The 24445-nt window shown below is 69.5% G+C and carries 26 protein-coding genes; 10 read left to right on the top strand and 16 right to left on the bottom strand.

Features of this window, described 5'->3' with window-relative positions; genetic code table 11:
• Position 1: 1 nt before the first annotated feature.
• From YWC_RS0123560 to YWC_RS0123550, 3 genes are all read right to left on the bottom strand, one after another.
• The gene (locus tag YWC_RS0123560) at positions 2 to 427 is read right to left on the bottom strand and encodes a DoxX family protein (protein ID WP_027867586.1); all 426 of its coding nucleotides are present in this window, start codon (positions 425 to 427) and stop codon (positions 2 to 4) included.
• Positions 428 to 497: 70 nt separating this feature from the next.
• Positions 498 to 1283: a dioxygenase family protein gene (locus YWC_RS0123555; protein ID WP_211238997.1), complete on the bottom strand. Its 786-nt coding sequence runs from the start codon at positions 1281 to 1283 to the stop codon at positions 498 to 500.
• 99 nt (positions 1284 to 1382) lie between these two features.
• Positions 1383 to 2285, bottom strand: a complete 903-nt coding sequence (locus YWC_RS0123550; RefSeq protein WP_036215692.1) for a LysR family transcriptional regulator — start codon at positions 2283 to 2285, stop codon at positions 1383 to 1385.
• A 102-nt stretch (positions 2286 to 2387) separates the two neighbouring features.
• Between YWC_RS0123550 and YWC_RS0123545 the strand changes: the two genes are divergently transcribed.
• The gene (locus tag YWC_RS0123545; protein ID WP_027867583.1) at positions 2388 to 2762 is read left to right on the top strand and encodes a group III truncated hemoglobin; all 375 of its coding nucleotides are present in this window, start codon (positions 2388 to 2390) and stop codon (positions 2760 to 2762) included.
• A 10-nt stretch (positions 2763 to 2772) separates the two neighbouring features.
• A complete protein-coding gene (locus YWC_RS0123540; RefSeq protein WP_027867582.1) occupies positions 2773 to 3048 on the top strand; it encodes a TehB family protein in 276 nt (91 codons plus the stop codon).
• Here YWC_RS0123540 and YWC_RS0123535 read toward each other — a convergent pair.
• The gene (locus YWC_RS0123535; protein WP_027867581.1) at positions 3045 to 4121 is read right to left on the bottom strand and encodes an HAF repeat-containing PEP-CTERM protein; all 1077 of its coding nucleotides are present in this window, start codon (positions 4119 to 4121) and stop codon (positions 3045 to 3047) included. The genes YWC_RS0123540 and YWC_RS0123535 overlap by 4 nt on opposite strands.
• Before the next feature lie 113 nt (positions 4122 to 4234).
• Between YWC_RS0123535 and YWC_RS0123530 the strand changes: the two genes are divergently transcribed.
• The gene (locus YWC_RS0123530) at positions 4235 to 4729 is read left to right on the top strand and encodes a universal stress protein (RefSeq protein WP_027867580.1); all 495 of its coding nucleotides are present in this window, start codon (positions 4235 to 4237) and stop codon (positions 4727 to 4729) included.
• Between the two features lie 16 nt (positions 4730 to 4745).
• Here the strand turns inward: YWC_RS0123530 and YWC_RS0123525 are convergent, their stop codons facing one another.
• From YWC_RS0123525 to YWC_RS0123500, 6 genes are all read right to left on the bottom strand, one after another.
• Complete coding sequence (locus tag YWC_RS0123525; RefSeq protein WP_027867579.1) at positions 4746 to 5801, bottom strand: NAD(P)-dependent alcohol dehydrogenase; 1056 nt, start codon at positions 5799 to 5801, stop codon at positions 4746 to 4748.
• Positions 5802 to 5821: 20 nt separating this feature from the next.
• Entirely contained in the window at positions 5822 to 6658 is an 837-nt protein-coding gene (locus YWC_RS30585; RefSeq protein ID WP_036215687.1) for a universal stress protein, read from the bottom strand.
• Positions 6659 to 6821: 163 nt separating this feature from the next.
• A complete protein-coding gene (locus YWC_RS30580; protein ID WP_036215684.1) occupies positions 6822 to 9386 on the bottom strand; it encodes a cation-translocating P-type ATPase in 2565 nt (854 codons plus the stop codon).
• The gene (locus YWC_RS31790; RefSeq protein WP_084416557.1) at positions 9383 to 10522 is read right to left on the bottom strand and encodes a GGDEF domain-containing protein; all 1140 of its coding nucleotides are present in this window, start codon (positions 10520 to 10522) and stop codon (positions 9383 to 9385) included. Before YWC_RS31790 ends, YWC_RS30580 begins: the two co-directional genes overlap by 4 nt.
• Positions 10523 to 10538: 16 nt before the next feature.
• Complete coding sequence (locus YWC_RS0123505; RefSeq protein ID WP_036215681.1) at positions 10539 to 10997, bottom strand: universal stress protein; 459 nt, start codon at positions 10995 to 10997, stop codon at positions 10539 to 10541.
• A 113-nt stretch (positions 10998 to 11110) separates the two neighbouring features.
• Positions 11111 to 12229, bottom strand: coding sequence for a 6-phosphofructokinase (locus YWC_RS0123500; protein ID WP_027867577.1), 1119 nt, complete (start codon positions 12227 to 12229; stop codon positions 11111 to 11113).
• Positions 12230 to 12372: 143 nt separating this feature from the next.
• Between YWC_RS0123500 and YWC_RS0123495 the strand changes: the two genes are divergently transcribed.
• The 3 genes from YWC_RS0123495 (at position 12373) to YWC_RS33070 (ending at position 14008) form a co-directional block, all read left to right on the top strand.
• On the top strand, positions 12373 to 13029 hold the full coding sequence (locus tag YWC_RS0123495) for a VTT domain-containing protein (protein ID WP_027867576.1): 657 nt from the start codon (positions 12373 to 12375) through the stop codon (positions 13027 to 13029).
• A gap of 314 nt (positions 13030 to 13343) precedes the next feature.
• The gene (locus tag YWC_RS0123490) at positions 13344 to 13796 is read left to right on the top strand and encodes a hypothetical protein (protein ID WP_027867575.1); all 453 of its coding nucleotides are present in this window, start codon (positions 13344 to 13346) and stop codon (positions 13794 to 13796) included.
• A gap of 11 nt (positions 13797 to 13807) precedes the next feature.
• Positions 13808 to 14008 (top strand): hypothetical protein, encoded by a 201-nt coding sequence (locus tag YWC_RS33070; protein WP_027867574.1) that lies wholly within the window; start codon positions 13808 to 13810, stop codon positions 14006 to 14008.
• On the opposite strand, the gene YWC_RS0123480 is transcribed toward YWC_RS33070, so the two are convergent.
• The 6 genes from YWC_RS0123480 to YWC_RS30560 all read right to left on the bottom strand — a co-directional run bounded on the left by YWC_RS0123480 (position 14005) and on the right by YWC_RS30560 (position 19988).
• Positions 14005 to 15144, bottom strand: coding sequence for an MFS transporter (locus tag YWC_RS0123480; protein WP_036215724.1), 1140 nt, complete (start codon positions 15142 to 15144; stop codon positions 14005 to 14007). The two genes, YWC_RS33070 and YWC_RS0123480, sit on opposite strands and share 4 nt — an antisense overlap.
• An 8-nt stretch (positions 15145 to 15152) precedes the next feature.
• Positions 15153 to 16046, bottom strand: a complete 894-nt coding sequence (nadC, locus tag YWC_RS30570) for a carboxylating nicotinate-nucleotide diphosphorylase (RefSeq protein ID WP_051306698.1) — start codon at positions 16044 to 16046, stop codon at positions 15153 to 15155.
• Positions 16046 to 17218 (bottom strand): acyl-CoA dehydrogenase family protein, encoded by a 1173-nt coding sequence (locus YWC_RS0123470; protein WP_027867572.1) that lies wholly within the window; start codon positions 17216 to 17218, stop codon positions 16046 to 16048. Before YWC_RS0123470 ends, nadC begins: the two co-directional genes overlap by 1 nt.
• Before the next feature lie 55 nt (positions 17219 to 17273).
• Positions 17274 to 18167: a VOC family protein gene (locus YWC_RS0123465; protein WP_027867571.1), complete on the bottom strand. Its 894-nt coding sequence runs from the start codon at positions 18165 to 18167 to the stop codon at positions 17274 to 17276.
• An 84-nt stretch (positions 18168 to 18251) separates the two neighbouring features.
• A complete protein-coding gene (locus YWC_RS30565; protein ID WP_156923859.1) occupies positions 18252 to 19106 on the bottom strand; it encodes an alpha/beta fold hydrolase in 855 nt (284 codons plus the stop codon).
• Positions 19107 to 19289: 183 nt separating this feature from the next.
• Positions 19290 to 19988 carry a TetR/AcrR family transcriptional regulator gene (locus tag YWC_RS30560; protein WP_036215719.1) on the bottom strand — a complete coding sequence of 233 codons (699 nt, stop codon included), beginning with the start codon at positions 19986 to 19988 and terminating at the stop codon, positions 19290 to 19292.
• Between the two features lie 268 nt (positions 19989 to 20256).
• On the opposite strand from YWC_RS30560, the gene YWC_RS0123450 reads away from it, so the two are divergent.
• Genes YWC_RS0123450 through YWC_RS0123435 form a run of 4 tightly spaced genes read left to right on the top strand, consistent with a single transcriptional unit; the run spans position 20257 to position 24146 of the window.
• Positions 20257 to 21243, top strand: a complete 987-nt coding sequence (locus tag YWC_RS0123450) for a substrate-binding domain-containing protein (RefSeq protein WP_027867570.1) — start codon at positions 20257 to 20259, stop codon at positions 21241 to 21243.
• 10 nt (positions 21244 to 21253) lie between these two features.
• On the top strand, positions 21254 to 22261 hold the full coding sequence (locus tag YWC_RS30555) for a cupin domain-containing protein (RefSeq protein ID WP_051306697.1): 1008 nt from the start codon (positions 21254 to 21256) through the stop codon (positions 22259 to 22261).
• Positions 22262 to 22286: 25 nt separating this feature from the next.
• The gene (locus YWC_RS0123440) at positions 22287 to 23165 is read left to right on the top strand and encodes a fumarylacetoacetate hydrolase family protein (protein ID WP_027867569.1); all 879 of its coding nucleotides are present in this window, start codon (positions 22287 to 22289) and stop codon (positions 23163 to 23165) included.
• 3 nt (positions 23166 to 23168) lie between these two features.
• Positions 23169 to 24146 carry a PDR/VanB family oxidoreductase gene (locus YWC_RS0123435; protein WP_051306696.1) on the top strand — a complete coding sequence of 326 codons (978 nt, stop codon included), beginning with the start codon at positions 23169 to 23171 and terminating at the stop codon, positions 24144 to 24146.
• The last annotated feature ends 299 nt before the right edge of the window (positions 24147 to 24445 follow it).

The raw sequence follows: 24445 nt of genomic DNA, 5'->3' as shown, positions 1-24445 counted from the left end.
CTCAGTTGAAGCGACCGGCCGTGCCGCCCAGGCTGTAGCGGCCGGCACCGAGCAGCGCGACCGCCAGCGCCGCGGCCAGGAACATGCCCTGCAGCTCGAGCGCCCAGCCGCCGGTGTCGTTGAGCGTGAAGAACTGCGCGGTATGGGCCAGCAGCACCGCCACGATCATGTTGATCACCACCACCAGCGCCGCGGCGCGGGTGAACAGCCCGACCAGCATCAGGAGCGGCGCCACCACTTCGCCGACATACACGCCGTAGGCGAACACCCCCGGCAGGCCGGCGCCTTCGACCATGCCGGTGATCGGGCCGATGCCGCCGGCAAGCTTGGAGAAGCCATGGAACAGCAGGATGATCGCCAGCGCCGCGCGCAGCAGCAGCTTGCCTTCGTCGTCCATGCTGCGCGGCGCAAGGTTTGTGGTTTGCATGATCACTCCTTCCGGATGAGTTGTACTGACATCATCGCCCTTCGACCGATTCGCGGGCGCACCGTTCGCTTCAGTCGAACGCATAGGCGTCCATCGCCAGCACCCCGTGTTCCACGCTCGCGTGCAGGCGGGTGGCGCGCGCTTGCGGCCCGCCCGCGCCCATGGCGACGAACAGGGGCAGCAGGTGCTCGTCGGTCGGGTGGTTGCGTACCGCGTTCGGGGCGCGGCGGCGGTAGTCCAGCAACTCGGCCTGGTCGCCGTTCTCGAGGGAGGCCTGCATCCAGCGGGCGAAGTCGTCCACCCACGCGGGTGCCGGCGCCTCGACCGCCTGGCCCCGGTATTCGTGCAGGTTGTGGGTCAACGAACCGGAGGCCAGCACCAGCACGCCTTCGTCGCGCAGCGCGCCCAGGGCCTGGCCGATGCGCAGGTGGGCGGCGGGATCGCCGTCGCGCAGGATCGAGAGCTGGGTGACCGGCACGTCGGCATCGGGATACATCAGGCGCAGGGGCACCCAGGCGCCGTGGTCGAGCCCGCGCCCGGCGCTGCGTCCGGCCTGGATGCCGGCCTGCTCCAGCAGGGTGAGGGCGCGTTCGGCGAGTCCGGGCGCTCCCGGCGCCGGATACTGGATCTCGAACAGGGCGCGCGGAAAGCCGCCGAAGTCGTGGATGGTGGCGGGTTGCTGCGCCAGGCTCACGGCCGGGGCGCCGATGGTCTCCCAGTGCGCCGACACGGCCAGCACCGCGCGCGGACGCGGCAGCGTCGCGCCGAGCTGTTCGAGGAAGCGGCGCGCCGGGCTGTCCTGCAGCGCCAGCATGGGCGAGCCGTGGGAGATGAACAGGGCGGGAAGGCGGATCATGGTGTCTCTCCTCGTGAAAGACCCCATCTTATTGTCTTATGCAGCGTCGATAAATAGTCTAGAGCGGATATGACTGTTTCACTTTATGGAACAATCCCGTCAATCGCGCCAGGGCGGATCCGCAAATGCCTCGACCAGGAAATCGATGATCGCCCGCACCTTCGGCGCCAGGAATTTACGCGAAGGATAGACCGCATAGATGCCCAGCGTGATCGCGCGCCAGCCCGGCATCAGCTCCACCAGTTTGCCCTCGGCCAGGTCGGCGCCGACCATGAAGCTGGGCTGGAGGATGATGCCCTGCCCTGCCAGCGCGGCGGCGCGGCAGGTGTCGCCATTGTTGGTGCGCATGCGCGGCTGCACCTTGACGGTTTCCTCGCCGGCGGGGCCGGAAAAGCTCCAGGTGTCGCCGGACGCGAACAGGCTGTAGCCGATGACGGCATGGCGCGCCAGCTCGCCCGGCCGGGCCGGCGCGCCATGCGCGGCCAGGTAGGCCGGCGCGGCGCAGGCCACCAGCCGGGTCGAGGCAAGCCGCCGGCTCACCAGCGAGGACGCGGGCAGCTGGCCGATCCGCACGGCGAGGTCATAGCCCTCGTCCACCAGGTCGACCACCCGGTCCGACAGGCTGACGTCGAGTTCCAGTCCGGGATGGCGCTCCAGCAGCCGCGGCCACAGCGGCGCCAGGTGCATCAGGCCGAAACTGAGCGGCACATTGGCCCTGGCCACGCCCTGGGCCGTGGTACTGCCCGATCCGAGCTCGGCTTCCGCTTCCTCGAGCCGGTCCAGCAGTTCGCGGCAGCGCGCGTGGAACAGCTCGCCTTCCGCGGTGGTCGAGAGCCGGCGCGTGGTCCGGTGCAGCAGGCGCACGCCGAGGCGCTCCTCGAGCTCGGCCACATGGCGCGACACCGCCGCCTTCGACATCCCGAGCCGCCCCGCGGCGGCCGTGAAGCCGCCCGCCTCGACCACGGCCGCGAACACGCGCATTTCCTCGAACCGGTCCGTCATCCATCTGTCCTGGTTTGCAATGATGAGGGCGATTCTACCCGCACATCTCGCCTGAACCCGCCGGTTCTGCCACAATGTGGCCGTACACCGGAGCCGCACGATATGTATCACGAACCGAACCGCCAATCGATCAGCATGCTGGTCAGGGATTTTTATGCCGATATCCGGCGCGACGAGCTGTTGCAGCCGGTATTCGACGGCGCCATCGGCGCCAACTGGGAAGCCCACCTCGAGCGCATGGTGGACTTCTGGTGTTCGGTCATGCTGTCGAGTAGCGAGTTCAAGGGCAATGTCTACGGCAAGCACATGGGCTTGCAGGGCATCGGGGCGGAGCATTTCCGGCGCTGGCTCGGCCTGTTCGAGGCGCATGCGCGGCGGCTGTTCGCGCCGGAAACCGCCGACGCCTTCCTGGCGGCGGCCCGGCGCATCGCCGCCAGCCTGCAATACGGTTATTTCGGCCGCGTCGAAGTGGCTTGAGGGGAGCAACATGAAACACCTGCCCGCCGGGCTGGATCACTACAAGAGCACGCCGATCTTCGACCAGGACACGGTGCCGGCGGGATTGCGGCGCGCGCACAGCACCGCGGCCGGCGTCTGGGGCCGCATTGTCGTCCACGAGGGCAGCCTGCGTTATGTGATCGAGGCGCCGGAGACCGAAGAACACCTGCTCGCGCCCGGGACGCCGGGCATCGTCGAACCGGGCGTGCCGCACCATGTCGACATCGCGGGGCCGGTGCGCTTCTGCGTGGAGTTCCACCGCTAAGCGCCGGTTCGCCTGCGCCGCAGCGCGCGGCCCGGCGGCAGCGCCGCGGCCAGGCCCAGCCCCGCCAGCAGCATCGCCAGCGTTGACGGTTCCGGCACCGCCGGCACCGGGTCGAGCAGCACCGAGCCGTAGCAGAACACGCCGGTGCGGTCGCAGCGGTGCGCCAGGATCTGGCTGCGGTCGTTGATCTCGTCGGCCGCGATCAGCAACAGGTCGGCGTCGCGGTCGATGCGGGTGTTCAGGTCGATCAGCCGGCCGTCGGCATACAGGACGGCGCGGCCGTCCGCGACGCCGACCACCTGGCCGAGATTGTTGATATCGTAGGCGAAGCCGTTGCGGGCCCGGGGCGTCAGGTTGAAGTAGGTGTCGCCGTCCCAGAGGAAGGCGTGGTTGCGGCCGTCGGCCTGGGTGAAGTAGCCGGTCACCCAGCCGGCGTCGTTGATGGCCTGGCCGGACACCGGGCTGCCGCCGAAGCGTGGCAGCTCGGTCAGCATCCCTTGGCTGTACACGGCGGTGCGGGATCCGAATCCGTTGTCGTAGGCGTCGTAGCTGACCAGCACCTCTCCGCGCTCGTTGATGTCGCCCGGGCCGCTGTACTCGGGGCCGACGATGTCGACCACGCCGTCCCTGAGCACTGCGGCGCGGAAATCCGGACTGCGGGCGGCGATCTCGCCGCGGTTGTTGATGTCGCGCGCATCCTGGATGCCGTAGCGGGCCGTCAGGTCCTGTATCTGCCCTTCCGAATACAGGAAGGCGTGGTCCTCGCCCGTGGCCGTGGTCGACAGGCCCACTGCCTGGTCGAGGTCGTTGAGCGCGCGGACCTGGGTGATGTAGCCGCCCAGGCCGCCGACCGATTCCGCGAAGGGCTGGCGGATGATCGCGGCGCCCTGGTAAGGCGTTTCCGGTCCGAAGCTGTTGACCGCATAATGCCCCTGATTGTTCAGTGCGAGCGCGCGGGCGTACTTGCTGCCCGCTCCCGTCCAGGAGAAATAATCGGGCGCCGCGGCGGCCAGCTGGGGCAGCATGCCCAGCAGGGCGGTGGCGCAGGCGCGTCGCCAGGTCATGTTCGTCATATCAGCCTCCCGTGCAGCGCTTGCCTGCGCCGCCCTGCATATTTCATTTGCACCACAACCCAGGTTTCGAGTATTTTCGATCCTGTCCGCACACACGACGAAAGGACCACACCATGTTCCTCGAACGCGTCTGTATCGCCACCGACGGCTCCGACCTGGCCGTCCGCGCCGCCCAGATGGGCGCCCTGCTCGCCCGCTCGGGCGCCGGACGCGTCGTCGCGGTCTCGGTGGCGCAACCGCAGTTCCACCGGCCGGAAAACGGCAACGCCACACCGGACAACGAATGCGCCCAGGCCGAATTCGCACGCGCCCGCCGGGCCGCGCAGGCGCACGTCGAGACGGTGCTGGACATCGCCCGCCAGGCCGGCGTCAGCTGCGATGCCGAGACGCCGCTGGCCTCGGCGCCTGGCCCCGACATCATCCGGGTCGCGGAAGAACATGGCTGCGACCTGATCGTGATGGGCACGCACGGGCCGAACGACGCGAACCGTCTGTTCGTCGGCAGCGTGGCGCAGTACGTGCTGGCCAATTCCAGCATTCCGGTGCTCCTCCTGCGCGACCCGCGCGACGCGTCGCAGCCCGACTTCATCGAGGGCGTCGCGTCCTGAACCGCCGCTCGCCGCATCAGGGAACGATCGCCACTTTCAGCACCCCGTCGCGCTGGTTGGCGAACAGGTCGTAGGCTTCCTCGATCCGCTCGAGCGGGAAGCGGTGGGTCACCAGCGGCCGCAGGTCGACCCGGCCTTGGGCGACGATGTCCATCAGCCGCCGCATCCGGTGCTTGCCGCCGGGGCAAAGCGTCGTGACCAGCTTGTGGTCGCCCAGGCCGGCGGCGAAGGCGTCCACCGGCAGGTCCAGCTTGCCCGAATACACGCCCAGGCTCGACAGCGTGCCGCCCGGCTTCAGGGCGCGCAGGCAGCTTTCGAAGGTCTGCTGGGTGCCCAGGGCCTCGATCGTGACGTCGGCGCCCCGCCCGTCGGTGAGTGCAAGGATGGCCTCGACCGGATCGGCCTGCCGGAAGTCGATCACGTGGTCCGCCCCCAGCCGCCTGGCCATCTCCAGCCGCGCCGGCACCGTGTCGACCGCGATGATGCGGCTGGCGCCGCGCAGGCGCGCTCCGGCGGTAGCGCACAGGCCGATCGGCCCCTGGGCAAAGACCGCCACGGTGTCGCCGATGCGGATCGCGCCGTTCTCGGCGCCGCCGAAGCCGGTGCTCATGATGTCGGGGCACATCAGCACCTGCTCGTCGCTCAATCCGTCTGGTATCGGGGACAGGTTCGCCATCGCGAACGGCACCCGGACGTACTCGGCCTGGCAGCCGTCGATCGTGTTGCCGAAGCGCCAGCCGCCGAGCGCATGTCCGCCGCACTGGGACTGGTGGCCCTCGAGGCAGGGATGGCACTGGCCGCAAGGCGTGATCGCCCCCACCACCACCCGCTGGCCGAGCGCGTAGCCCTCCACCCCCGGGCCGAGTTCGGCGATCACGCCGACCGGCTCGTGGCCGATGGTCAGGCCCGGCGCGACCGGATACTCGCCTTTCAGGATATGGACGTCGGTGCCGCAGATGGTCGTCATCGTCACCTTGACCACCGCTTCGCCGGGCCCCGCCCGGGGCACTGGCTTGCGCTCCAGCGCGATCCGGCCGGGGCCGAGAAAGACTGCCGCTTTCATCATTTCCATGGAATCCTCCTGCCGTTGGTTCAGTGCGCCATCAGGACGGGCAAGCGCGCGTTCTGCAGCACGTAGCGCGTGACACCCCCGAGGAACAGCTCGCGGAACTGCGAATGGCCGTAGCAGCCCATGACCAGCAGGTCGCAGCCCTCCTGCGCCGCCAGCCCGAGCAGCGCCTGCCCGCCGTCGAGGCGGCGCTCGATCGCCATGATCCCGGCCCGGACCTGGTGGCGCGCGAGGAAGGCGCCGAGGTCGGCCTGGTGCTGCGGCTCGCCCAGCTCGGTGTCGCCGGGCGGACGGAAGGCGACGACGGTCACGCGCGCGGCGCGCCGCAGCAGCGGCAGCGCGGCGTGCAGCGCCGCCGCCGCCTGCTTGCTGCCGTTCCAGGCGGCGAGCACATGGCGCAAGGGACCGGGCAGGACCGGGGCGCAGGGCACGACCAGCACCGGGCGGGCGCAAGTGAAAGCCACGTACTCGGGGATGCGCACGACGGTCTCGCTCAAGGCTTCATCCGGGTCGTCCTGGCTGACCACGACCAGGTCGGCGAAGCGTCCCAGCCGCGCCAGGGCTTCGCTCGGGAGGTCGCACACCAGCCGTTTCTCGGACGCGACACCGGCTTCGCCCGCCAGCGCCTCGAACTGCGCGAGCGCGCGCCCTGCCGCGTCGTGCAGGGGAGCGAAATAGCTGGCCTCGAGGCTGCCCGGCACCGCCTTGTATCCATGGGGGAAGACCTCGCGTGAGACGCCGATGGCGGCGACACCTACCAGGTGCGCCCCATGCTCCCCGGCCAGCCAGGCCGCGATGCGCAGTCGTTGCGGCGCGTGACGTGATTCGTCGGCATGCACGACGATGGTCCGGTAGCTCATCGATCACCTCCCATGTTTTGCTGGCTGTTGCAGTCTCGCCATCTACGCTGCGCATGTCTTTGACCTACATCAAATGCGCCAGGTTCGCCGGTGCCCGAGAACGCCCGATGGCCAGGCCCATCCTGATGATCCCGGGCCATCCGGTGCGTCGTCGACGGGCAAGCTAGCGCGACTGCGGCCGCCGCCCCGCCGACCACTTGCGCAACTCCAGTCCGGCCAGCGCCAGCAGCGCCATGCCGACGGCGGCGGCCAGCGCGGCGGGCGGCGGCGGGGCCAGGTCGAGGAGCCCTGCCAGCGCCGGCACGAACAGCGCCAGCGCGAGCAGCAGCAGCGCCGCGCCGGCGATCGCCCAGAACACCGGGTTGGCGACCCGCAGCGTGCTACCGACACCGTCGCGCTGGCGATTCGACAGCAGCAGTGCGAGGTTGCACAGCACCAGCGCGGCAAAGGCGGCGCCGCGCGCCTCCGGTTCCGGCAGCCATGAGAGCGCCCAGCCATACAGTGCCACGAGCAAGGCCAGCACCCAGGCGCCCTGGACCAGCGCGCTGCCGACGGCCGCGCGCCCGAACAGGGCTTCGCCGGGGGCGCGCGGCGGGCGCCGCATCAGGTCCGCCTCGGCCGGTTCGTTCTCGAAGGCCAGCGAACAGGCGGGGTCGATCACCAGTTCCAGGAACACGATATGGAGCGGGTACAGCATGACCGGCCAGCCCAGCAGCACGGGCAGCAGCGCCATGCCGGCGATCGGCACGTGCATCGCCATCACGTAGCACATCGACTTGCGCATGTTGCCGAAGATCCGCCGGCCCGTCGCGATGGCCTCGACCAGCGAAGCGAAGCGGTCGTCCAGCAGGGTCAGCTCGGCGGCTTCGCGCGCGACGTCGGTGCCGCGCCGGCCCATGGCGACGCCCACATCCGCCGCGCGTAGCGCCGGCGCGTCGTTGACCCCGTCGCCGGTCATCGCGACCACCGCGCCGCCCTGCTGGAGCGCCTGCACGATGCGCAGCTTTTGCTGCGGGGCGACGCGGGCGCAGACGTCGGTGTCGGCCAGGCGGCGCGCCAGCCCGGCGTCGTCGAGCGCGGCGATCGCGACGCCGGTCAGCACCGCGTCGGGCGCTCCGGCGTCGAGCCCGGCCTGGCGCGCGATCGCGCGCGCGGTTTCGGGATGGTCGCCGGTGATCATCACGACCCGCATGCCGGCGCCGCGGCAGGCCGCCACGGCGGCGGGAATGTCGGGGCGCAACGGATCCGCCAGCGCGGTGAGGCCGAGCAGCCCGAGGCCGAAGGCGGCGGGCTCGACCGGCATGGCCCGGCCCCCGGCCGCAGCCCAGCCGCGCGCCACCGCCAGCACCCGCAGGCCGTCCGCCGCCATCCGCGCGGCCGCCTCGAGCAGCGCGGCGCCCGCGGGCGCAGGCACGCCGCACATCGCCACGATCGCCTCGGGCGCCCCCTTGGCGGCGACCAGCAGGCGGCCGTCGCCGCAATCCCACACCTGCACCAGGGCCGGCCGCTGCGGCGTCAGGCCGTACTCGTGCACCAGGGTCCAGCCGGGCGGCGGCGCGCCGCCATCGGGCAGCGCGTCGGCGGCCAGGCGCCAGAACGCGGCCTCCATCGGGTCGCTGCCGAGCGCCCGGCTGGCGCGCAGCGCGCAGGCCAGCAGTTCCTGGTACGGCGCCGCCATCGCGGCCGCAGCGGCGCCCTCATGGATGCCGCCGTCGCGCCACAGCTGCGCGACCGCCATCCGGTTCTCGGTCAGGGTGCCGGTCTTGTCGACGCACAGCACCGAGGTCGAGCCCAGGATCTCGATCGCAGCCAGGCGCCGGGTCAGCACCTGGCTGCGCGCCAGGCGCCAGGCGCCGATCGCGGGGAATACGGTGAGGATGACAGGAAACTCCTCCGGCAACATGGACATCGACAGCGCAATGCCGGCCAGCAGCGCCTGCAAGGGATCCTGGCCACGCAGCACCAGCAGCAGGACCAGCGCGGCGCTGACGGCGCCACCCAGGATCGCGAAGCGGCGCGCCAGGGCCCTGGTCTCGCGCTGCAGGCGCCCGGGCGGCGGCGCGATGCCGCCCAGCGCCGCCCCGATGCGGCCGATCTCGCTGCGCACGCCGGTGGCGCTGACCCGCGCCAGGCCGTGCCCCTGCACCACCAGCGTGCCGGAATACACCCACGGCAGGTCGGCGCCGCCCGGTGCCTGCGCTTGGACCGCCCCCTCACCGTCCTGCGGCGCAGCCAGCTTTCCGACCGGGACCGATTCGCCGGTCAGCAGCGACTCGTCCACCTGCAGGCCCGCCGCCGCCAGCAGCAGGCCGTCGGCCGGCACCCGGTCGCCCTCGCCCAGCTCGACCAGGTCTCCCTCCACCAGTTCGCCGGCCGGCAGTTGCCGCGCGCTGCCGTCGCGCCACACCAGGGCGGTCGGTGCGCGCAGCTCGCGCAGCGCCTGCAGGGCGCGCTCGGTGCGGCCCTCCTGGTACAGCGTCATGCACAGCATCAGGACCACCATCCCGAACAGGAAGGCCCCTTCGAACGGTTCGCCCAGCACCAGGTACAGGACCGCGGCGCCGACCAGCAGCAGGTACATCGGCTCGCGCGCGGCATCGAGCGCGATGCGGCGCCAGCGCCGCTTGCCGGAGTCGGGCAGCCGGTTGGGACCGTCGCGCGCCAGGCGACGGGCGGCTTCTTCGCTGTCCAGTCCCGCGGGGGCGGCGGCGCCGGTCTCGACCTTCATGGCTTACCCGGTTCGGAGGCCGGCATGGTCTCGCGCGCCAGCTCGACGCGGTCGCGGCCGTTCGACTTGGCCCGGTACAGCGCCGCGTCGGCATCGGCCAGCAGATCCTCGATACCGGCATGCCCGGGGGTCAGGCCGGCAACCCCGATGCTGATCGTGCAGCGCACTTCGCCCCGAGGGATCGCGAGGCGGATCGCGCCGACGGCCATTCGCATGCGCTCGGCGCAGGTGAGGGCTTCCTCGACCGTTGTTTCGGGCATGACGCACACGAACTCCTCACCCCCGACCCGGCCGAAGTAATCGCTGGCCCGCAGCAGGTCCGCGCATGCCTGGCTGACCGCACGCAGGAGCGCGTCGCCGACCGGATGGCCCCAGGTATCGTTGACGCGCTTGAAAAAATCGATGTCGAGCATGGCGATCACCAGCGGATGGGCGTAGCGCCGCGCCAGCGTGATATCGTGGCTGGCAAGTTCGAGCAGGTAGCCTCGCGCCAGCACCCCGCACAGGCTGTCGTGGCGGGCGGCATGGCGCAGGGCGCGCTCGGCCAGGAAGTTCCTGCGCACCAGCCGTCCCTGGAAGCGCGCCACCCCCGCCACCAGGCCGAGCATCACGAGGTAGGCCAGCACGCTGCTGGCGAAGGCCGGCTCCGGCAACTGCGCTGCCGCCAGTCCAAGGAATAGCAGGCTCGGCGCCAGGACCAGCGCAGACAAGCGAAGCAGGCGCGGTTCGACCAAGGCCAGCGGAAACATCACCCCCGTGATCGCCGGCAGCGCCAGCAACAGGCCATCGGGCAGCAGGGCGGCGCTGAGGATCATCGCGCCGGCATGGGTGACGTAAACCAGGGCGCAACGCCAGGCGAGCGGGATGCGCCCGTCCCAGTCCCGATAGCCGATGGCGCCAAGCAGGACCAGGCCCAGCCGGATTAGCGCAGTGGTGGGGGCCTGCTGGGGAGCGATCCAGTAGTCCCATGCGCTGAACAGCAGCACGCCGAGGCCGAACAAGCCTCCGAGCGCCGGCAGCATGCCGGACAGGCTGCGGTCGAGCGCCAGGCCGAATTCGCGTTCGTCGTCGGGCGCGAGCTCACCGGTCAGGCGCGCGGCCCGGAATGGAGATGAGGCCGGACGCTGTTTCCCCATCTGCACGACGCCGCCCTCAGCCGGCGCCGGCGGCCGGCCGCAAGACCATGACCGGCACCGGCGCGCCTGCGAGCACGGCCTGGGTCACGCTGCCGGCCAGCAGACGGCTCAGGCCGCGCCGGCCGTGCGAACCCATGACGATCAGGTCGCATTGCTGTTCGCGGACGGTATCGGCGATCGCCTCGGCGGGGTCGAGCGCGCTGCAGGTAAGCGCCGTGCAGGCCAAGCCCGCCTTTGCGCAGCGCGCGGCGACGGCATCGACATAGCGCTGGGCATGCTCCAGCAGCACGTCCATCTGCAGGCCCGGATCGTAGGCCATGGCGCCTTCGAGCGACTGGAAGGTGGGTTCGGGAACTGCGACGGACAGCGCCACGATCTCGCTGTCCTCGCGGCCGTGGACGAACTCGATGGCGGCATCGACCGCCGCTTCGGAAACGGGCGACCCGTCGGTCGGGACCAGGATACGTCGGTACATGGCAATCTCCAGACAGGGGTGGAGGAACGGTCGAGGACTAGTCTGTCCTCGCGAATGCTAAAAATCTTTGATTTAAATCAAAATCGAACCGAAGTCTTGATGCTTTGGCAAGCCTAGCAAACTGTCCGGTCGCCAAAGCAGATGCCGAGCTCGCGCGCCGTGCGCACCATGTCGCCGTCGACCGGCACCCGCTTGCTGCGGCCCGCCACATCGCCCAGGGGCACGGTGCCGATCTCCTGGCCGCCCAGCGCCACCATCACGCCGGACTCGCCGCGCGCCAGCGCGCGCACCGCGCAAGCGCCGAAGCGCGCCGCCACCACGCGGTCGAAAGCCGACGGGCTGCCGCCGCGCAGCAGGTGGCCCAGCACCACGCTGCGGCATTCCTTGCCGGTGCGCCGCGCCAGCTGCGCTTCGACCCAGGCCCCGATGCCGCCCAGGCGCTCGGCATGCCCGCCGCCCGCGGGCGCCAGCCGGGCGCGCTCGCCGCCGAGCGGCTGCGCGCCCTCGGCGGCCACCACGATCGCATGGCGCCGGCCGGCGGCGTCGCGCCGCCCGATGGCCTCGGCCACCACGTCGAGGTCGAAGGGGATCTCGGGGAGCAGGATCACATGGGCGCCCCCGGCCATGCCGGCCTGGAGCGCGATCCAGCCGGCGTAGCGTCCCATGACCTCGACCACCATCACGCGGTGCTGGCTGTCGGCGGTGGTGTGCAGACGGTCGATGCATTCGGTGGCGAAGCCGGCCGCCGTATCGAAGCCGAAGGTCTGGTTGGTAGCGTCGAGGTCGTTGTCGATGGTCTTGGGCACGCCGACCACCGGCAAGCCCTGGCGCTGCAGGCAGGCGGCGATTTCCATCGAACTGTCGCCGCCGACCATCACCAGCGCGTCGAAGCCGCGCGCCCGGCACAGGCCGACCAGCTCGGCGCTGCGGTCGTGTTCCTCCAGGCCGGCCGCGCCCTGAACCGGGTAGCGCAGCGGGTTGCCGCGGTTGGTGCTGCCGAGGATGGTGCCGCCGAGGTGCGCGATGCCGTGCACGGCGTCGGGCGACAGGCGCATGACCGGCTCGCCCAGGCAGCCGGCGGGCGCGAGCAGGCCGTTGAAGCCGTCGCGGATGCCCCAGCATTCCCAGCCGTGCCGGCTGGATGCGAGCACCACCGCCCGGATCACGGCGTTCAGGCCCGGGGCGTCGCCGCCCCCGGTGACGACGGCAATGCGCTGGATGCGGGTTTCCATGGGCGCCTCCTGTGGGTGCTGCCGACTATAGCATGCGCGCCGGCGCGAACGGTGCGCCGTTCGTGGCGGATTCGCACAGCCGTGGTGGGCAGGTCACCGCGGCAGAGGTACAATGCCGCCCACGCCATCCAAACACATACGACATGCTGACTACCCTGCTCGACTGGTTCCTCCACCTTGACCGCCATCTCGCCGTGCTCGCGGCCGAATACCAGATGCTCGTCTATGTGCTGCTGTTCGCGGTCATCTTCGTCGAGACGGGCGTGGTCGTGATGCCCTTCCTGCCGGGCGACTCGCTCCTGTTCGTGACCGGCGCGCTGGCCGCGAAAGGCATGCTCTCGCTGCCGGTGCTGATCCCGCTCTTGATCGTCGCGGCGGTGCTCGGCGACATCGTCAACTTCGCGATCGGCACCGTGTTCCGCGATCGCGTGAGGAACGGCTACCGGCTGCGCTTCATCAAGCCCGAACACATCGCCCATACCGAGCGCTTCTTCGAGCGCCACGGCCCGAAGACCATCGTGCTGGCGCGCTACGTCCCGATCGTGCGCACCCTGGCGCCCTTCGTCGCTGCGCTGGGCAGCATGCGCTACCGGACCTTCCTGGCCTACAACGTGTCGGGCGGCACCCTGTGGGTCGTGTCGCTGACCGTGGCCGGTTATGCCTTCGGCAACATCAAATGGGTCAACGACAACCTGACCGCGGTCATCATGGGCATCATCGTGCTGTCGCTGGTGCCGGGCATCCTGGCCTGGATGCAGGAGCGCTATCGCAGCAAGCGCGCGGTCGGCCCTCAGGGCTGACAGAGCGCCTCCCGGCGCCGCATATCTCCACCGCCCCATGCCCGGCCACCTGCCGGCCATGGGGTGGTTTTTTTTAGCCGTGAAATTCTGACGGTGATCTCCCCCTCTCGCTGATTGCCTGGCTGATGCAGTGTTAATCTCGCCGTAGTTGTTGGCGCCGAAGGAATGTTGTTCGCGCGATGTATTCGTGGGTTAGTTACATTTTACGGATCGCGATGTGCATATCAGGATTGCAGGAATGGCGATTGCTCCGTCCATACCGGCACTCTACATTGGCCGTTCCGCTTCACAACGATAACACCAATGGAGACAAGATGATCGATGCCGAAAAAGGCCCGTGGAAATACCTGGTGATGTGGCTGCGCTTCTACTACGCGATCCACTTCCTCAAATCCGGAATCAACTACGCCGTGTTCGGCGTCATCCCCGATTTCAGCAAGGCTGGCGCGGTCGGCCCCTACCTCGCCGCGATGAACGACATCGGCTTCTACCCCTTCATCAAATACCTGGAGATCGTGCTGGGGTCGATGTTGCTGTTTAATGTCCTGACGCCGCTGGCGCTGGCGGTCATGGCCGGCATCGCCTTCCAGATCGCCTACCTGAACCTGTTCGTCTCGCCCCACCCGCGCCAGCTGTTCACGGGCACGCAGGAACTCCTGCTGTGCGGCCTGCTCATTCTGGCCTACGGCAGAAGCTACGCCGAACTGTTCCGCGTGAAGGCGAAGCCGGCCTTCCCCTGGTCGAAACAAGTAAAACCCAACCTGTAAAGGACCGACTCATGCACCAAGCCGCAAGACTCAAGGATGCCCTCGTCGTGATCGCCACGGCATCGATCTGGACCCTGGTCGTCATGGCCTTCTCCACCACCATGGGCTCGCGCCCGCTGCGCATCTACGACTGGGGCCCGCCGGTGTTCGCCTGCCTGCTGACCCTGCTGGTCATGCTCAAGGACCGGTTCACGGGAGGCAAGCCGCGCTAGCCGCGCGCCGGCTGCTGCGCCCTGGCGAACAGCATGCCGGCGGCGAGCGCGGCGCCCAGCACCCAGAACACCACCTGGGTGCCGCCCGCGGAACCGAGCGCCCCGACGCTCACCGGCAGGATGGTCTGGCTGGCATTGGCCAGCATCGAGCGGATCCCGATCGCCTCGCCGCCGCGTCCCGGCGGCGCAGCCTGGCCGATGGCGCTCATGATCATCGGCAGCGCGCAGCCCAGCGCCAGGCCCAGCACGAAGGCGCATGCCAGCAGCCACGGCAAGCCGCGTCCCAGCGGCAAGGCCAGGTAGGCCGCAGCCGCCAGGCCCAGCGCGCCGCCCAGCACCTGCCACGCCGACCAGCGGCGCGCCAGCAGCGGCACGAAGATGCGCACCACGAAGGTGCCGGCGCCGAAGGCCCCCATCACCAGTCCGATGCGCGAGGCGGACAGGCCGAGCGCACTGCCGTGCAGCGGCATCATGAAGCTGAACAGGTCCCAGCCCATCGACAGCAGCGCGCTCACCACCAGCACAGCGCGCAGCGGCGCATGGCGCAGCAAGTCCATGACCGATGCCCTGCCCTGCCGCGGGTCCGGCCCGGGCACGCCGCCCGTGCCGGCGCCCATCCTGGACAGTGCCAGCAGGGCCAGCAAGGGCAAGGCGGCCAGCGCGACGAAGGTCCAGGCGCCGCCCGCCAGGTCGAGCAGGAAGCCGGCCATGACCGGGCCGGCGATGCTCGAAACGGAGTTGCCGAGCGCCAGCATCGAGTAGGCGCGCGTATGCTGTTCCGGCGGCCCACCCGCCAGGATCGCATGGTGCAGCGCCACGTGCACCAGCATGAATCCGCTGCCGAGCAGGACCGCGCTGGCGCCCAGGCCGCCGAGCGAAGGCAGCAGCGCCAGCAGCAGGCCGGCTTCCAGCAGCAGCAATGCGAGCAGCGTCGGCTTGACGCTGCCGCGCCGGTCGGTCCAGCGTCCCGCATGCACCGACAGCAGCATCGGCACCAGCGCCAGCAGGCCGATCACCAGGCCCACTTCCAGCGGCGTGGCGCCGAGCCGGATCGCCGAGAGGCTCAGCGCGACCCGCCCGCCGGCGAAGGCGGTATGCGCCAGCACCATCAGCGCGACCACGGCGGGCAGCGTCATGCCGGGGCTCAGCCTGGCATCGCGGCGGCGCATTCGACCGGCGCGGCCTGGAAGCGCATCGAGAAGTCGATCGCGCGGATGTCCTTGATCAGGGCGCCGACCGAGATCCGGTCGACCCCGGTCTCGGCCAGCTCGCGCAGGCGCTCGAGGGTGACGCCGCCGGACACCTCCAGGCTGCAGCGCCCGGCCGCCAGCGCCACCGCACGCCGGATCTGCGCGGTCGACATATTATCGAGCAGGACCATGCTCACGCCGGCCTGCAGGGCTTCCTCGAGCTGGTCCAGGGTTTCGACTTCGACCTGGATGAACCTTGCCCCCGCTCCCAGCCGCTGGGCGGCAGCGAAGGCCGCGCCCAGTCCGCCGGCGGCCGCGATGTGGTTTTCCTTGATCAGGATGGCGTCGTACAGGCCCATGCGGTGATTGCGCCCGCCGCCGCAGCGCACCGCGTACTTCTGGGCCACGCGCAGGCCGGGTATGGTCTTGCGCGTGTCCAGGATCGCCGCCCCGGTGCCGGCCACGGCCTCCACGTGCTGGGCGGTCCTGGTCGCCACCGCGCTCAGGGTCTGCAGGAAGTTCAGGCAGGTGCGTTCGGCGGTCAACAGGCCGCGCGCCGCTCCCGCGATCTCGACGATGGCCTGGCCGCGCGCGCAGCGTCCGCCGTCGGCCACGTGCCAGGTGGCGACCGCGGACGGCGCCGCCTGGCGCAGGGTTTCCATCACCCAGGGCTGGCCGCAGATCACCGCCGCCTCGCGGCAGACGATGGTCGCGCGCGCCGCGCCGTCCGGCACCAGGGCCGCGCTCAGGTCGCCGTCGCCGACGTCTTCCGCGAGGGCGCGGGCTACGTCCGCCTCGACCTGCCGCAGGAGCTCCCGGTCGATGCCGGCGTCCGGAGCCGTCGGCATCAGATGACGACGCCGCGCGGCACCGGAATGCCGTACAGCGAGCCGGCATAGGCCGCGTACACCGGATCGTCGACGTTGCAGGCATGGCCCATGGCCACCGACAGGTCGCGCCAGGTGCGCTGGATCGGGTTGGTGACGCGGCTGGCGTTGCCGCCGGCGTGCTTGAACACCTCGGCGGCCGCCTCGGCCGCGCGGCGCACGGCGCGCACCTGGTTCACGCGCGCCTTGTACTTCATCTCGCGGGTCACCTTGCCGCCGGCCTGCACCAGCTTGTAGATCTCGCCGATCTCGTTGACCACGTGCTGGCACGAGGCGTCGATGTCGGCCAGGGCCGCGCCCAGCGAGGCCATGTGGTACGGGTTCTGGGTCTGCTTCACGCCCATGCGGCTGACCCGGCTACCGGTGTAGTCGGCGAAGTGCTTGACCACGCCGGCCGCGATGCCCAGCGTCGCCGCCGAGATCGCGCCCGGGAAGAACAGGTCGAACGGAATCCGGTACAGCACGCTGTCCGGACGATGGCGCGCCGCGTATTCGCAGTCGTTCAGGGCCTGCACGTCATAGGTGCGGTAGTCCGGCACGAACACGTCCTTGACCAGCACGTCCTTGCTGCCGGTGCCCTGCAGGCCCATCACGTTCCAGGAATCCTGCAGGATCTCGTAGTCGGCGCGCGGCAGCACGAAGTGCATCAGGCGGGTGTATTCGCCCGCCGGGCCGCCGTCCTGCTCGGCCAGCACGCCCAGCACGGCCCAGGTGCAGTGGTCGGTGCCGGACGAGAACGGCCACTGGCCGTTCAGGATGTAGCCGCCCTCGACGCGGCGCGCGCGGCCGATCGGCGCGTACGGCGACGCGGTCCAGGTGTCGTGGTCTTCGCCCCAGACTTCTTCCTGCATGCGCGGGTCGCCCTGGCCGAACTGGAACGGGTGCACGCCGACCACCGAGCCGACCCAGCCCAGCGACGAGGCCCGCGAGGCCAGGTCGATCACGGTCTGGTAGAACTCGCGCGGGTCGGCCTCGAAGCCGCCGTACTGCTTGGGTTGCAGCATGCGCACCAGGCCGCTATCGCGGATCAGGCGCGCGCCTTCGTCCGTCACGCGGCCCAGTTCGATGCTGGGGACTTCCTGCTCGACGAAGCTGTCGATGTTGCCAATGATGGTTTCTCGTACCGGATGCATGTTGCGCTCCTTGAATTCTAGGTCTTGCGATAGGTGTGATGGGCGGGTCGGGCGCTCATGCCTCGTCCAGCTTCAGGGCGGTCAGTTCCGCGTGCTGGCGGCGGTGGCCCCAGCTGCTCGGCTTGTCGTAGGTGCGCGGCGTCCACAGGTCCGGGTCCACGTCCAGTCCGCCCCAGCCATACTCGAGGCGGAAGCACGACGGCGTGTACATGTAGAACGAGAACATCTGGTCGTTGCTGTGCTTGCCCAGGGTGGTCGTGATCGGGATCTCGCGCTGCAGGCAGATGTCGTGCGCGGTGCCGACGTCGTCGATCGAATTCACCTCGATCATCAGGTGCAGGAAAGCCACCTCGCGGGTCGGCAGCGCGGCGATCGCCAGCGAGTGGTGGCGCCCGTTCAGGTGATAGAAGTGCGCCACCAGCGGACCGTCGCGCACCGTGTCCGACGGGTGGAAGCCCATCACGTCGCGGTAGAAGCGGTCGCCCTCGTCCAGGTCCCTCACTGCCAGCACCACGTGGCCCAGGCCCTGGTCGGCGGTGCGAAAGCCCGAGATCGCGCGGCCCGGACGGAAGGCGGCCACGGTATGGTGCAGGCCCCAGCTCAGTTCATGGCGAAAGCCGGACGGATCCTTGAACCAGTAGAAGCCCTCGACCTTGCGCTCCGCGCATTCTTCCGGCGTGGCGCGGGATGCCTCGATGCCGTGGGCGTTCACGCGCGCGGTCACCTCCCTGGCCGCGGCCTCGTCCTGCACGCTCCAGCCGATGTAGGCGACCGCATTGCGCTCGCCCGGGTGGATGACGATGCGATGGGCGACTTCGTCCAGGCGCAGGCGCACCGCGCCGTCCGCGCCGTGTCCGGCCACCTGCAGGCCCAGCACTTCGGGGCCGAAGCGCTCCCATTCCCGGTAGTCGGGCGAACGCACGCCCAGATAGGCAAGCGATTTGATCATTCGCTGTCTCCTCGTTTTGTTGATTTCAGGTTCTGGAATACTCATTCAGGCCGGACGCAGCAGCGCCCGGCCCTGCCGGCATGCTCAGGCGGCCTGGCGCACCGCGACCGGGTTGCCTTCGATGAAGGACTCGATCACGCGGTTGAACTCGTCGGTGTGCTCGAGCTGGACCCAGTGGCCGCAGCGGTTGACCAGGTAGACGCGCGAATTCGAGATCATGCGCGCCAGCACCAGGGCCGAACTGAAATGCACGGTGCGGTCGTCGCGGCCGTGCATCAACAGGGTCGGGGCCGAAATGGTGGGCACGCGCTGCGTGTCCAGTTTGACCATCGGCTTGCCGTGGCCGCTCTTCCAGCCTTCGATGTGGTCGGGGCGCGCCAGGGCCGCCTTGACGCGTTCGGCCAGCAGTTCGTCGGTCACGTGGCGGGTATCGAAGGCCATGCCTTCGACGAACTTGCGCATGGTCTCGATCGACGGGTTGAAATAGGCCGCTTCCAGGGCCTTCACGCCTTCGCTCAGGCCGGCCGGATCGAAGATGCCCGGCACGCCGGCAGAGGAACCCATGGTAATCAGGTGCGACACCAGTTCCGGGCGCTCGTAGGCCAGGCGGATGCAGGACGAGCCGCCCATCGAGTTGCCCACGAAGGCGGCCTGGGTGATGCCCAGCGCTTCGAGGAACTCGGCCAGGGCGCCGCTGTTGTCGCGCTTGTCGTAGGTAACGGCCTGCGACTTGCCCCAGCCGGGCAGGTCGACCGCCAGCACGCGGTACTTGCGCGCCAGGGTGGCGATGTTCGGGTTGTAGTTGCTCCAGGCCGAAGCGCCGGGGCCGCCGCCGTGCACCAGCACCAGCGGATGTCCCTGCCCTGCCTCGTGATAGTGGATGTCCCAGTTTTTGGTCTTGATGCGCTTGCTAGTGTTTTCTTCGGTCACGATCGCCACGTCTTCCTCCATTGAGCTTCAGGTTCGGTTGCCTTCCGCGCGCCGGACAAAGTGCCGGCTGCGCAGTGGTCGAGACATATTAGCTGAATCTCCGTTCTAGAATCAACATTTTATTTTCGCAAAAGAAAAGGCCGGCGATCGCCGGCCCGGAAGGAGTCTGGCTTGCGCCCACAGGCGCCGCATTCAGGCCTTGGCTTCGGCCGGTTCCGGTTTGCGCCGCTTGCGCGCCATGCTGGACTGGGACGCTAACTGCGCCTGGGCCTGTTCGACCAGGTGCGCCAGGCTGGACGCCAGCATCGGCCGGAAGGCCTTGATCGTCTCGCCCGAGGCGCCGGCGATCGCGTTCCCGTCCTGCAGCGCCAGGGTGAAGCCGCTCAGGCGTTCCGGCAGGCCCGGGTCGTGGGCCAGCAGCGCTTCCGGCAGGGTCTTGCGCCACCACGACGCGAATTCGACGCGCTGCAATTGGCGGATGTGCAGGAAGCGCTCGCGCGCCACCTGCTCGCGCACCGACTTTTCGACGCTCAGGATCACGCCAAGGCGCCAGAAGTCGGCGGCATCGTACTGGCGCTCGGCGTCGACGGCGCCGAACAGGCGCTCGATGTGCTCACCGAAGCTTTCCCCCGCCTGCGGCTGCAGGGTGCTGGCCACCTGGCTGTGCCAGCGCGCATAGCTGGTGTCGATCAGCGCCGCCAGCAGCAGGTCCTTGTTCTCGAAGTGCCAGTACACGCTTCCCACCGGCAGCTCGGCCTTCTTGGCCACCTTGGCCATGGTCGCGCCGCTGTAGCCCTCGTCCCGGATCACCTCGAATGCAGCATCGAGGATGCGTTCGCGCGATGCGGCGCTGGTGCGGTGTTCTCCGGAACGGCGGGGGCGGTCGATCATGGACATGGGCAGTGGGGTTCGGCTGACAGGAAAGAAAAAATGGTAACACGGGAGATTGCAACATTACCACTGCAAAGGACGCTTCGGTCGCCGGGCGCGCCTACTTGAAGCCACAAGCTATGCGGCTTTGCGCATGCTCGCACCGAGCCATGCGGGGAACGCATAGCTGAAATGACCGTTCCCGCGTTGTTCGCTTCCCCTCGATCACAAAAAATAGCGTCATCCGGCGGCGCCTGCGCGTCCCACGTCCCACCCGTCAAGGAAACACATGAACAAACTGCAGCTCTCCGTGGCCATCGGCAATTACGACCGTTGCCGCCCCCTGATCGATGGCGCCGTCCAGATCGACGGCGTCGATCCCGTCTTCATGACGCTGTCGCCGGAAGAGATCTTCTTCCGCGCCTTCCGCGCCGAGGAATTCGACATCTGCGAGCTGTCGCTCTCCAGTTCCACCGTCAAGGCCGCCGCCGGCACCCTGCCCTACGTCGGCGTGCCGGTGTTCCTGTCGCGCGCCTTCCGCCACACCGCGATCTACGTGCGCACCGACCGCATCAAGCGCCCCGAGGACCTGCGCGGCTGCCGCATCGGCCTGCCCGAGTACCAGCTCACCGCCAACGTCTGGGTGCGCTCGATCCTGGAGGACGACTACGGCATCCTGCCGTCCGACGTGACCTGGGTGCGCGGCGGCATCTCGCATGCCGGCCGCCCGGAGAAGATCAAGCTGGCGCTGCCGCCGGACGTGCGCCTCGAAGACGCACCCGAGGGCGAGACCATCTCCAGCCTGCTGGCCAAGGGCGAGATCGATGCCTACGTGGCGCCGCGCGCGCCCGACGTGGAGCCCGGCACGCCGAACATCGGCTGGCTGTTCCCGGACCCGGTGGTCGCGGCCAAGGATTACTACCGCCGTACCCGCATCTTCCCGATCATGCACATCCTGGGCGTGCGCCGCTCGCTGGCCGAGCAGCATCCGTGGCTGCCGGGCGCCGTGTTCAAGGCCTTCAACCAGTCCAAGCACCTGGCGCTGGAACACCTGGGCGAAACCTCGGCCACCAAGATCACCCTGCCCTTCGCCGAGGAGCGCCTGAAGGAGGCGCGCGAGCTGATGGGCGAGGACTTCTGGTCCTATGGCATCGACGAGAACCGCCACGTGCTGGACAAGTTCTTCGACCACCACCATCGCCAGGGCCTGTCCTCGCGCCGCGTGACGCCGGAGGACCTGTTCCATCCGGGTACCTTCGAATCCTTCAAGCTGTAAGGAGCAAAGCATGACCGAGTCCGTCCGCGACCCCTACCCGATCTGGCATGCGGCCCACCTGGCGCCGCTGTGGGACAGCCCGAACGCGCACAAGCCGCCGCCGCCGCCGGCCAACGCCCACATCTGGCGCTGGATTGAAACCCGTCCTCTGGTCGACCTGGCCTTCCAGGAGACCTCGCCGGCGGCGGTGCAGCGGCGCGTGCTGCAGATGCTCAGCCCGCACGCCGCCTCGCTGGCCGACGAATTCACCTGTGGCAGCGTGCTGGCCGCGCTGCAGTGCCTGCTGCCGGGGGAAACCGCCCGTCCGCACCGCCACACCATGAACGCGCTGCGCTTCCTGCTCGAAGGCGCCGGGGCCGTCACCCTGGTCGACGGCAAGGAGTGCCCGATGGCCTTCGGCGACCTGGTGCTCACGCCCGGCATGTGCTGGCACGAGCACCGCCACGACGGCGACGCGCCGGTGGTCTGGCTCGACGTGCTCGACGTGCCGCTGCACCAGCACCTGGGCACCGTGGTGTTCCAGCCCGGCCCGATCGGCGAGGCGCCGATCACCATGTTTGACGCCGCCTTCGCCGCGCCCGGCATCGTCCCGGAGCAAATCCAGGGACGGCGCGACCACTCGCCGCTGTTCCGCTATCCGTATGCCGACGCGGTGCGCGCCCTGCAGCATGCGCCGCGCTCGCCCAACGGCGCGCGCCGGGTGCGCTACGTGAACCCGCTGGACGGCCAGGGGGCCATGCCGATGCTCGATACCGCCATGCTGCAGCTCGACGCCGGCGTGCCGACCCTGCCGGCACGCAGCAACGCCAACCTGGTGTGCACCGTGGTCGAAGGCCATGGCGAGACCCGGATCGGCGAACAGCGCATCGCCTGGGGCCCGCGCGACACCTTCACCCTGCCCCAGCACAACTGGGCGTCGCACCACAGCGAGGGTGGAGCGCGACTGTTCGTCGTCTCCGACGCCGACGTGCTGCGCCGCCTCGGCCTGCTGAAGGAAGAAATCCAGGCAGCCGCCTGACACGTTTCACTGAAAAGAGATCACCATGAAAATCTGCTGGTACACACAAGAACAACGCGCACAAGCGCAGCTGGGCGCCGTCGTCGACGGCCGTGTCTACGACGTCAGCGCGGCCCTGCAGGCCCTGCCGCCGGCGCGCTACCCGGCCCTGCCTGGCGACCTGCTGCTGGCCAACCTCGACCTGGTGCGCGTCGCCATCAACCAGCTGCTCCCTGGCGCCGCCTCGATCCCGGCCGAGCGCGCGCGTTTCCTGAGCCCGGTGGCCAACCCGGGCAAGATCATCGGCGTGCCGGTCAATTATGCCGACCACGTGGCCGAGGCGAACGCCGACCAGGCCACCTTCACCGACCGCTACAAGGGCGAGGTTCGCGAACAGGGCCTGTTCCTGAAGGCGGCCAGCAGCCTGGTCGGCCCCAGCGAGGGCGTGGCCCTGCGCTTCCCGCAGCGCCTGTCGCACCACGAGATGGAGCTCGGGGTCGTGATCGGCAAGACCGCCGCCAAGGTCTCCGTCGACGAGGCCCTGGATTACGTGGCCGGCTATGCGATCGCGCTCGACATGACGGTACGCGGCCCGGAAGACCGCTCGCTGCGCAAGTCGGTCGACAGCTACGCGGTGCTCGGTCCCTGGCTGGTGACGGCCGACGCGGTGGGCGACGCCCAGAAGCTCGACATTCGCCTGGCGGTCAACGGCGAAGTGCGCCAGCAGGCCAACACCGCCGAGATGATCATCGGGATCGCCGAGCAGATCGCCTGGGCGTCCAGCTACTACACCCTGTACCCGGGCGACATCATCATGAGCGGCACCTGCGCCGGCGTCGGCCAGGTCCTGCCGGGCGACGTGATGGAGTGCGAGATCGCCGGCATCGGTGCGATGCGGGTCGACGTACGCGCCGCCCAGGACTGAGCCGTGAACGCGCCCCTTCCTTCTTCCGCCGCCCAAGGCGCCCGGCTGCAGGTGCGCCTGCAGTCGGTCAGCTACGTCACGCGCGACATCCAGGTGTTCGAGTTCGTATCGACAAGCGGCGCCAAGCTGCCGGCAGCGACGCCGGGCGCCCACGTCGACGTCCACCTGGGCAACGGCATCACCCGCTCCTACTCGCTGCTGCAAGCCCAGGAGTCTCCCGAGCGCTACCTGGTCGGCGTCAAGCGCGACCCCAACAGCCGCGGCGGCTCGCGCTACATGCACGAGCAGCTGCGCGTCGGCGCCCTGCTGGAACTGTCCGGGCCGCGCAACCACTTCCCGCTGGTCGAAGATGCCGCGCACACGGTGCTGATCGCCGGCGGCATTGGCATCACCCCGATCCTGTGCATGGCCGAGCGCCTGGAAGCACTGGGCGCCTCGTTCGAACTGTGGTACGCCAGCCGCTCGCGCGCCGACCTGGGCTTCCTGCCGGCGCTGGCGCGCTTCGGCGAGCGCGTGCGCCTGCACGTGGACGAGGAAGCGGGCACGGTGCTCGGCCTGGGCGCCGTCGTCGCAGCCGCCCCCAGCGGCAGCCACTTCTACTGCTGCGGCCCGGCGCCGATGCTGACCGCCTATGAAGCCGCCACCGCGGAACGTGCGCCGGAAACCGTGCACCTGGAGCGCTTCGGCGCCAGCCAGCCGGTCGCCACTGGCGGCGACGGCTTCGTGGTGCAGCTGGCCAGGAGCGGCGTCGAGCTGCGCGTGCCGGCCGGCGCCACCATCCTGCAGGTGCTGCAGGAGAACGGCGTCGCGGTCGATTCGTCCTGCGAGGCCGGCATCTGCGGCTGCTGCGAGGTCGCCGTGCTGGAAGGCGAAGTGGACCACCGTGACGAAGTCCTGACCGCCTCCCAGCGCGCCTCCAACACCTCGATGATGGTGTGCTGCTCGCGCGCCAAGTGCGAGCGCCTGGTGCTCGACCTGTAGATCTCCCCCGGCCGCATGCGCGGCCACGAAACTTGCAATTCCTCCTTTACGCCGGGTTCGCCCGGCGTTTTTTTGGCGTACGCTTCACTTCGCGGCCAGCTGGCGCCCGCGCCGCCCGCGCGTTCAACCAGTCCACGCTCAGACGCGCCGTCTTTTCGCACGGGTTTGAACGCGTGGGCGGCATCCACTTTGCCACGAAGCCACATGCCTGGTGCAGCCGCCCACCCTTGTATTATCCAACCTGAGCTTATTACTCACCCGAGGGGCACTTCGGGTCCGAGCAGTTGGATGCCGCGCCC

Origin of the sequence: Massilia alkalitolerans DSM 17462, assembly GCF_000427785.1 — a bacterium.
Classification (GTDB): domain Bacteria; phylum Pseudomonadota; class Gammaproteobacteria; order Burkholderiales; family Burkholderiaceae_D; genus Telluria; species Telluria alkalitolerans.
This window is presented reverse-complemented; position numbering and strand designations above follow the sequence as displayed.

What these genes read in the sequence shown, in the direction of transcription:
- YWC_RS0123560 (WP_027867586.1), bottom strand. Translation starts at nt 427, where the DNA reads ATGCAAACCACAAACCTTGCGCCGCGCAGCATGGACGACGAAGGCAAG.
- YWC_RS0123555 (WP_211238997.1), bottom strand. Translation starts at nt 1,283, where the DNA reads ATGATCCGCCTTCCCGCCCTGTTCATCTCCCACGGCTCGCCCATGCTG.
- YWC_RS0123550 (WP_036215692.1), bottom strand. Translation starts at nt 2,285, where the DNA reads ATGACGGACCGGTTCGAGGAAATGCGCGTGTTCGCGGCCGTGGTCGAG.
- YWC_RS0123545 (WP_027867583.1), top strand. Translation starts at nt 2,388, where the DNA reads ATGTATCACGAACCGAACCGCCAATCGATCAGCATGCTGGTCAGGGAT.
- YWC_RS0123540 (WP_027867582.1), top strand. Translation starts at nt 2,773, where the DNA reads ATGAAACACCTGCCCGCCGGGCTGGATCACTACAAGAGCACGCCGATC.
- YWC_RS0123535 (WP_027867581.1), bottom strand. Translation starts at nt 4,121, where the DNA reads ATGACGAACATGACCTGGCGACGCGCCTGCGCCACCGCCCTGCTGGGC.
- YWC_RS0123530 (WP_027867580.1), top strand. Translation starts at nt 4,235, where the DNA reads ATGTTCCTCGAACGCGTCTGTATCGCCACCGACGGCTCCGACCTGGCC.
- YWC_RS0123525 (WP_027867579.1), bottom strand. Translation starts at nt 5,801, where the DNA reads ATGGAAATGATGAAAGCGGCAGTCTTTCTCGGCCCCGGCCGGATCGCG.
- YWC_RS30585 (WP_036215687.1), bottom strand. Translation starts at nt 6,658, where the DNA reads ATGAGCTACCGGACCATCGTCGTGCATGCCGACGAATCACGTCACGCG.
- YWC_RS30580 (WP_036215684.1), bottom strand. Translation starts at nt 9,386, where the DNA reads ATGAAGGTCGAGACCGGCGCCGCCGCCCCCGCGGGACTGGACAGCGAA.
- YWC_RS31790 (WP_084416557.1), bottom strand. Translation starts at nt 10,522, where the DNA reads ATGGGGAAACAGCGTCCGGCCTCATCTCCATTCCGGGCCGCGCGCCTG.
- YWC_RS0123505 (WP_036215681.1), bottom strand. Translation starts at nt 10,997, where the DNA reads ATGTACCGACGTATCCTGGTCCCGACCGACGGGTCGCCCGTTTCCGAA.
- YWC_RS0123500 (WP_027867577.1), bottom strand. Translation starts at nt 12,229, where the DNA reads ATGGAAACCCGCATCCAGCGCATTGCCGTCGTCACCGGGGGCGGCGAC.
- YWC_RS0123495 (WP_027867576.1), top strand. Translation starts at nt 12,373, where the DNA reads ATGCTGACTACCCTGCTCGACTGGTTCCTCCACCTTGACCGCCATCTC.
- YWC_RS0123490 (WP_027867575.1), top strand. Translation starts at nt 13,344, where the DNA reads ATGATCGATGCCGAAAAAGGCCCGTGGAAATACCTGGTGATGTGGCTG.
- YWC_RS33070 (WP_027867574.1), top strand. Translation starts at nt 13,808, where the DNA reads ATGCACCAAGCCGCAAGACTCAAGGATGCCCTCGTCGTGATCGCCACG.
- YWC_RS0123480 (WP_036215724.1), bottom strand. Translation starts at nt 15,144, where the DNA reads ATGACGCTGCCCGCCGTGGTCGCGCTGATGGTGCTGGCGCATACCGCC.
- nadC (WP_051306698.1), bottom strand. Translation starts at nt 16,046, where the DNA reads ATGCCGACGGCTCCGGACGCCGGCATCGACCGGGAGCTCCTGCGGCAG.
- YWC_RS0123470 (WP_027867572.1), bottom strand. Translation starts at nt 17,218, where the DNA reads ATGCATCCGGTACGAGAAACCATCATTGGCAACATCGACAGCTTCGTC.
- YWC_RS0123465 (WP_027867571.1), bottom strand. Translation starts at nt 18,167, where the DNA reads ATGATCAAATCGCTTGCCTATCTGGGCGTGCGTTCGCCCGACTACCGG.
- YWC_RS30560 (WP_036215719.1), bottom strand. Translation starts at nt 19,988, where the DNA reads ATGATCGACCGCCCCCGCCGTTCCGGAGAACACCGCACCAGCGCCGCA.
- YWC_RS0123450 (WP_027867570.1), top strand. Translation starts at nt 20,257, where the DNA reads ATGAACAAACTGCAGCTCTCCGTGGCCATCGGCAATTACGACCGTTGC.
- YWC_RS30555 (WP_051306697.1), top strand. Translation starts at nt 21,254, where the DNA reads ATGACCGAGTCCGTCCGCGACCCCTACCCGATCTGGCATGCGGCCCAC.
- YWC_RS0123440 (WP_027867569.1), top strand. Translation starts at nt 22,287, where the DNA reads ATGAAAATCTGCTGGTACACACAAGAACAACGCGCACAAGCGCAGCTG.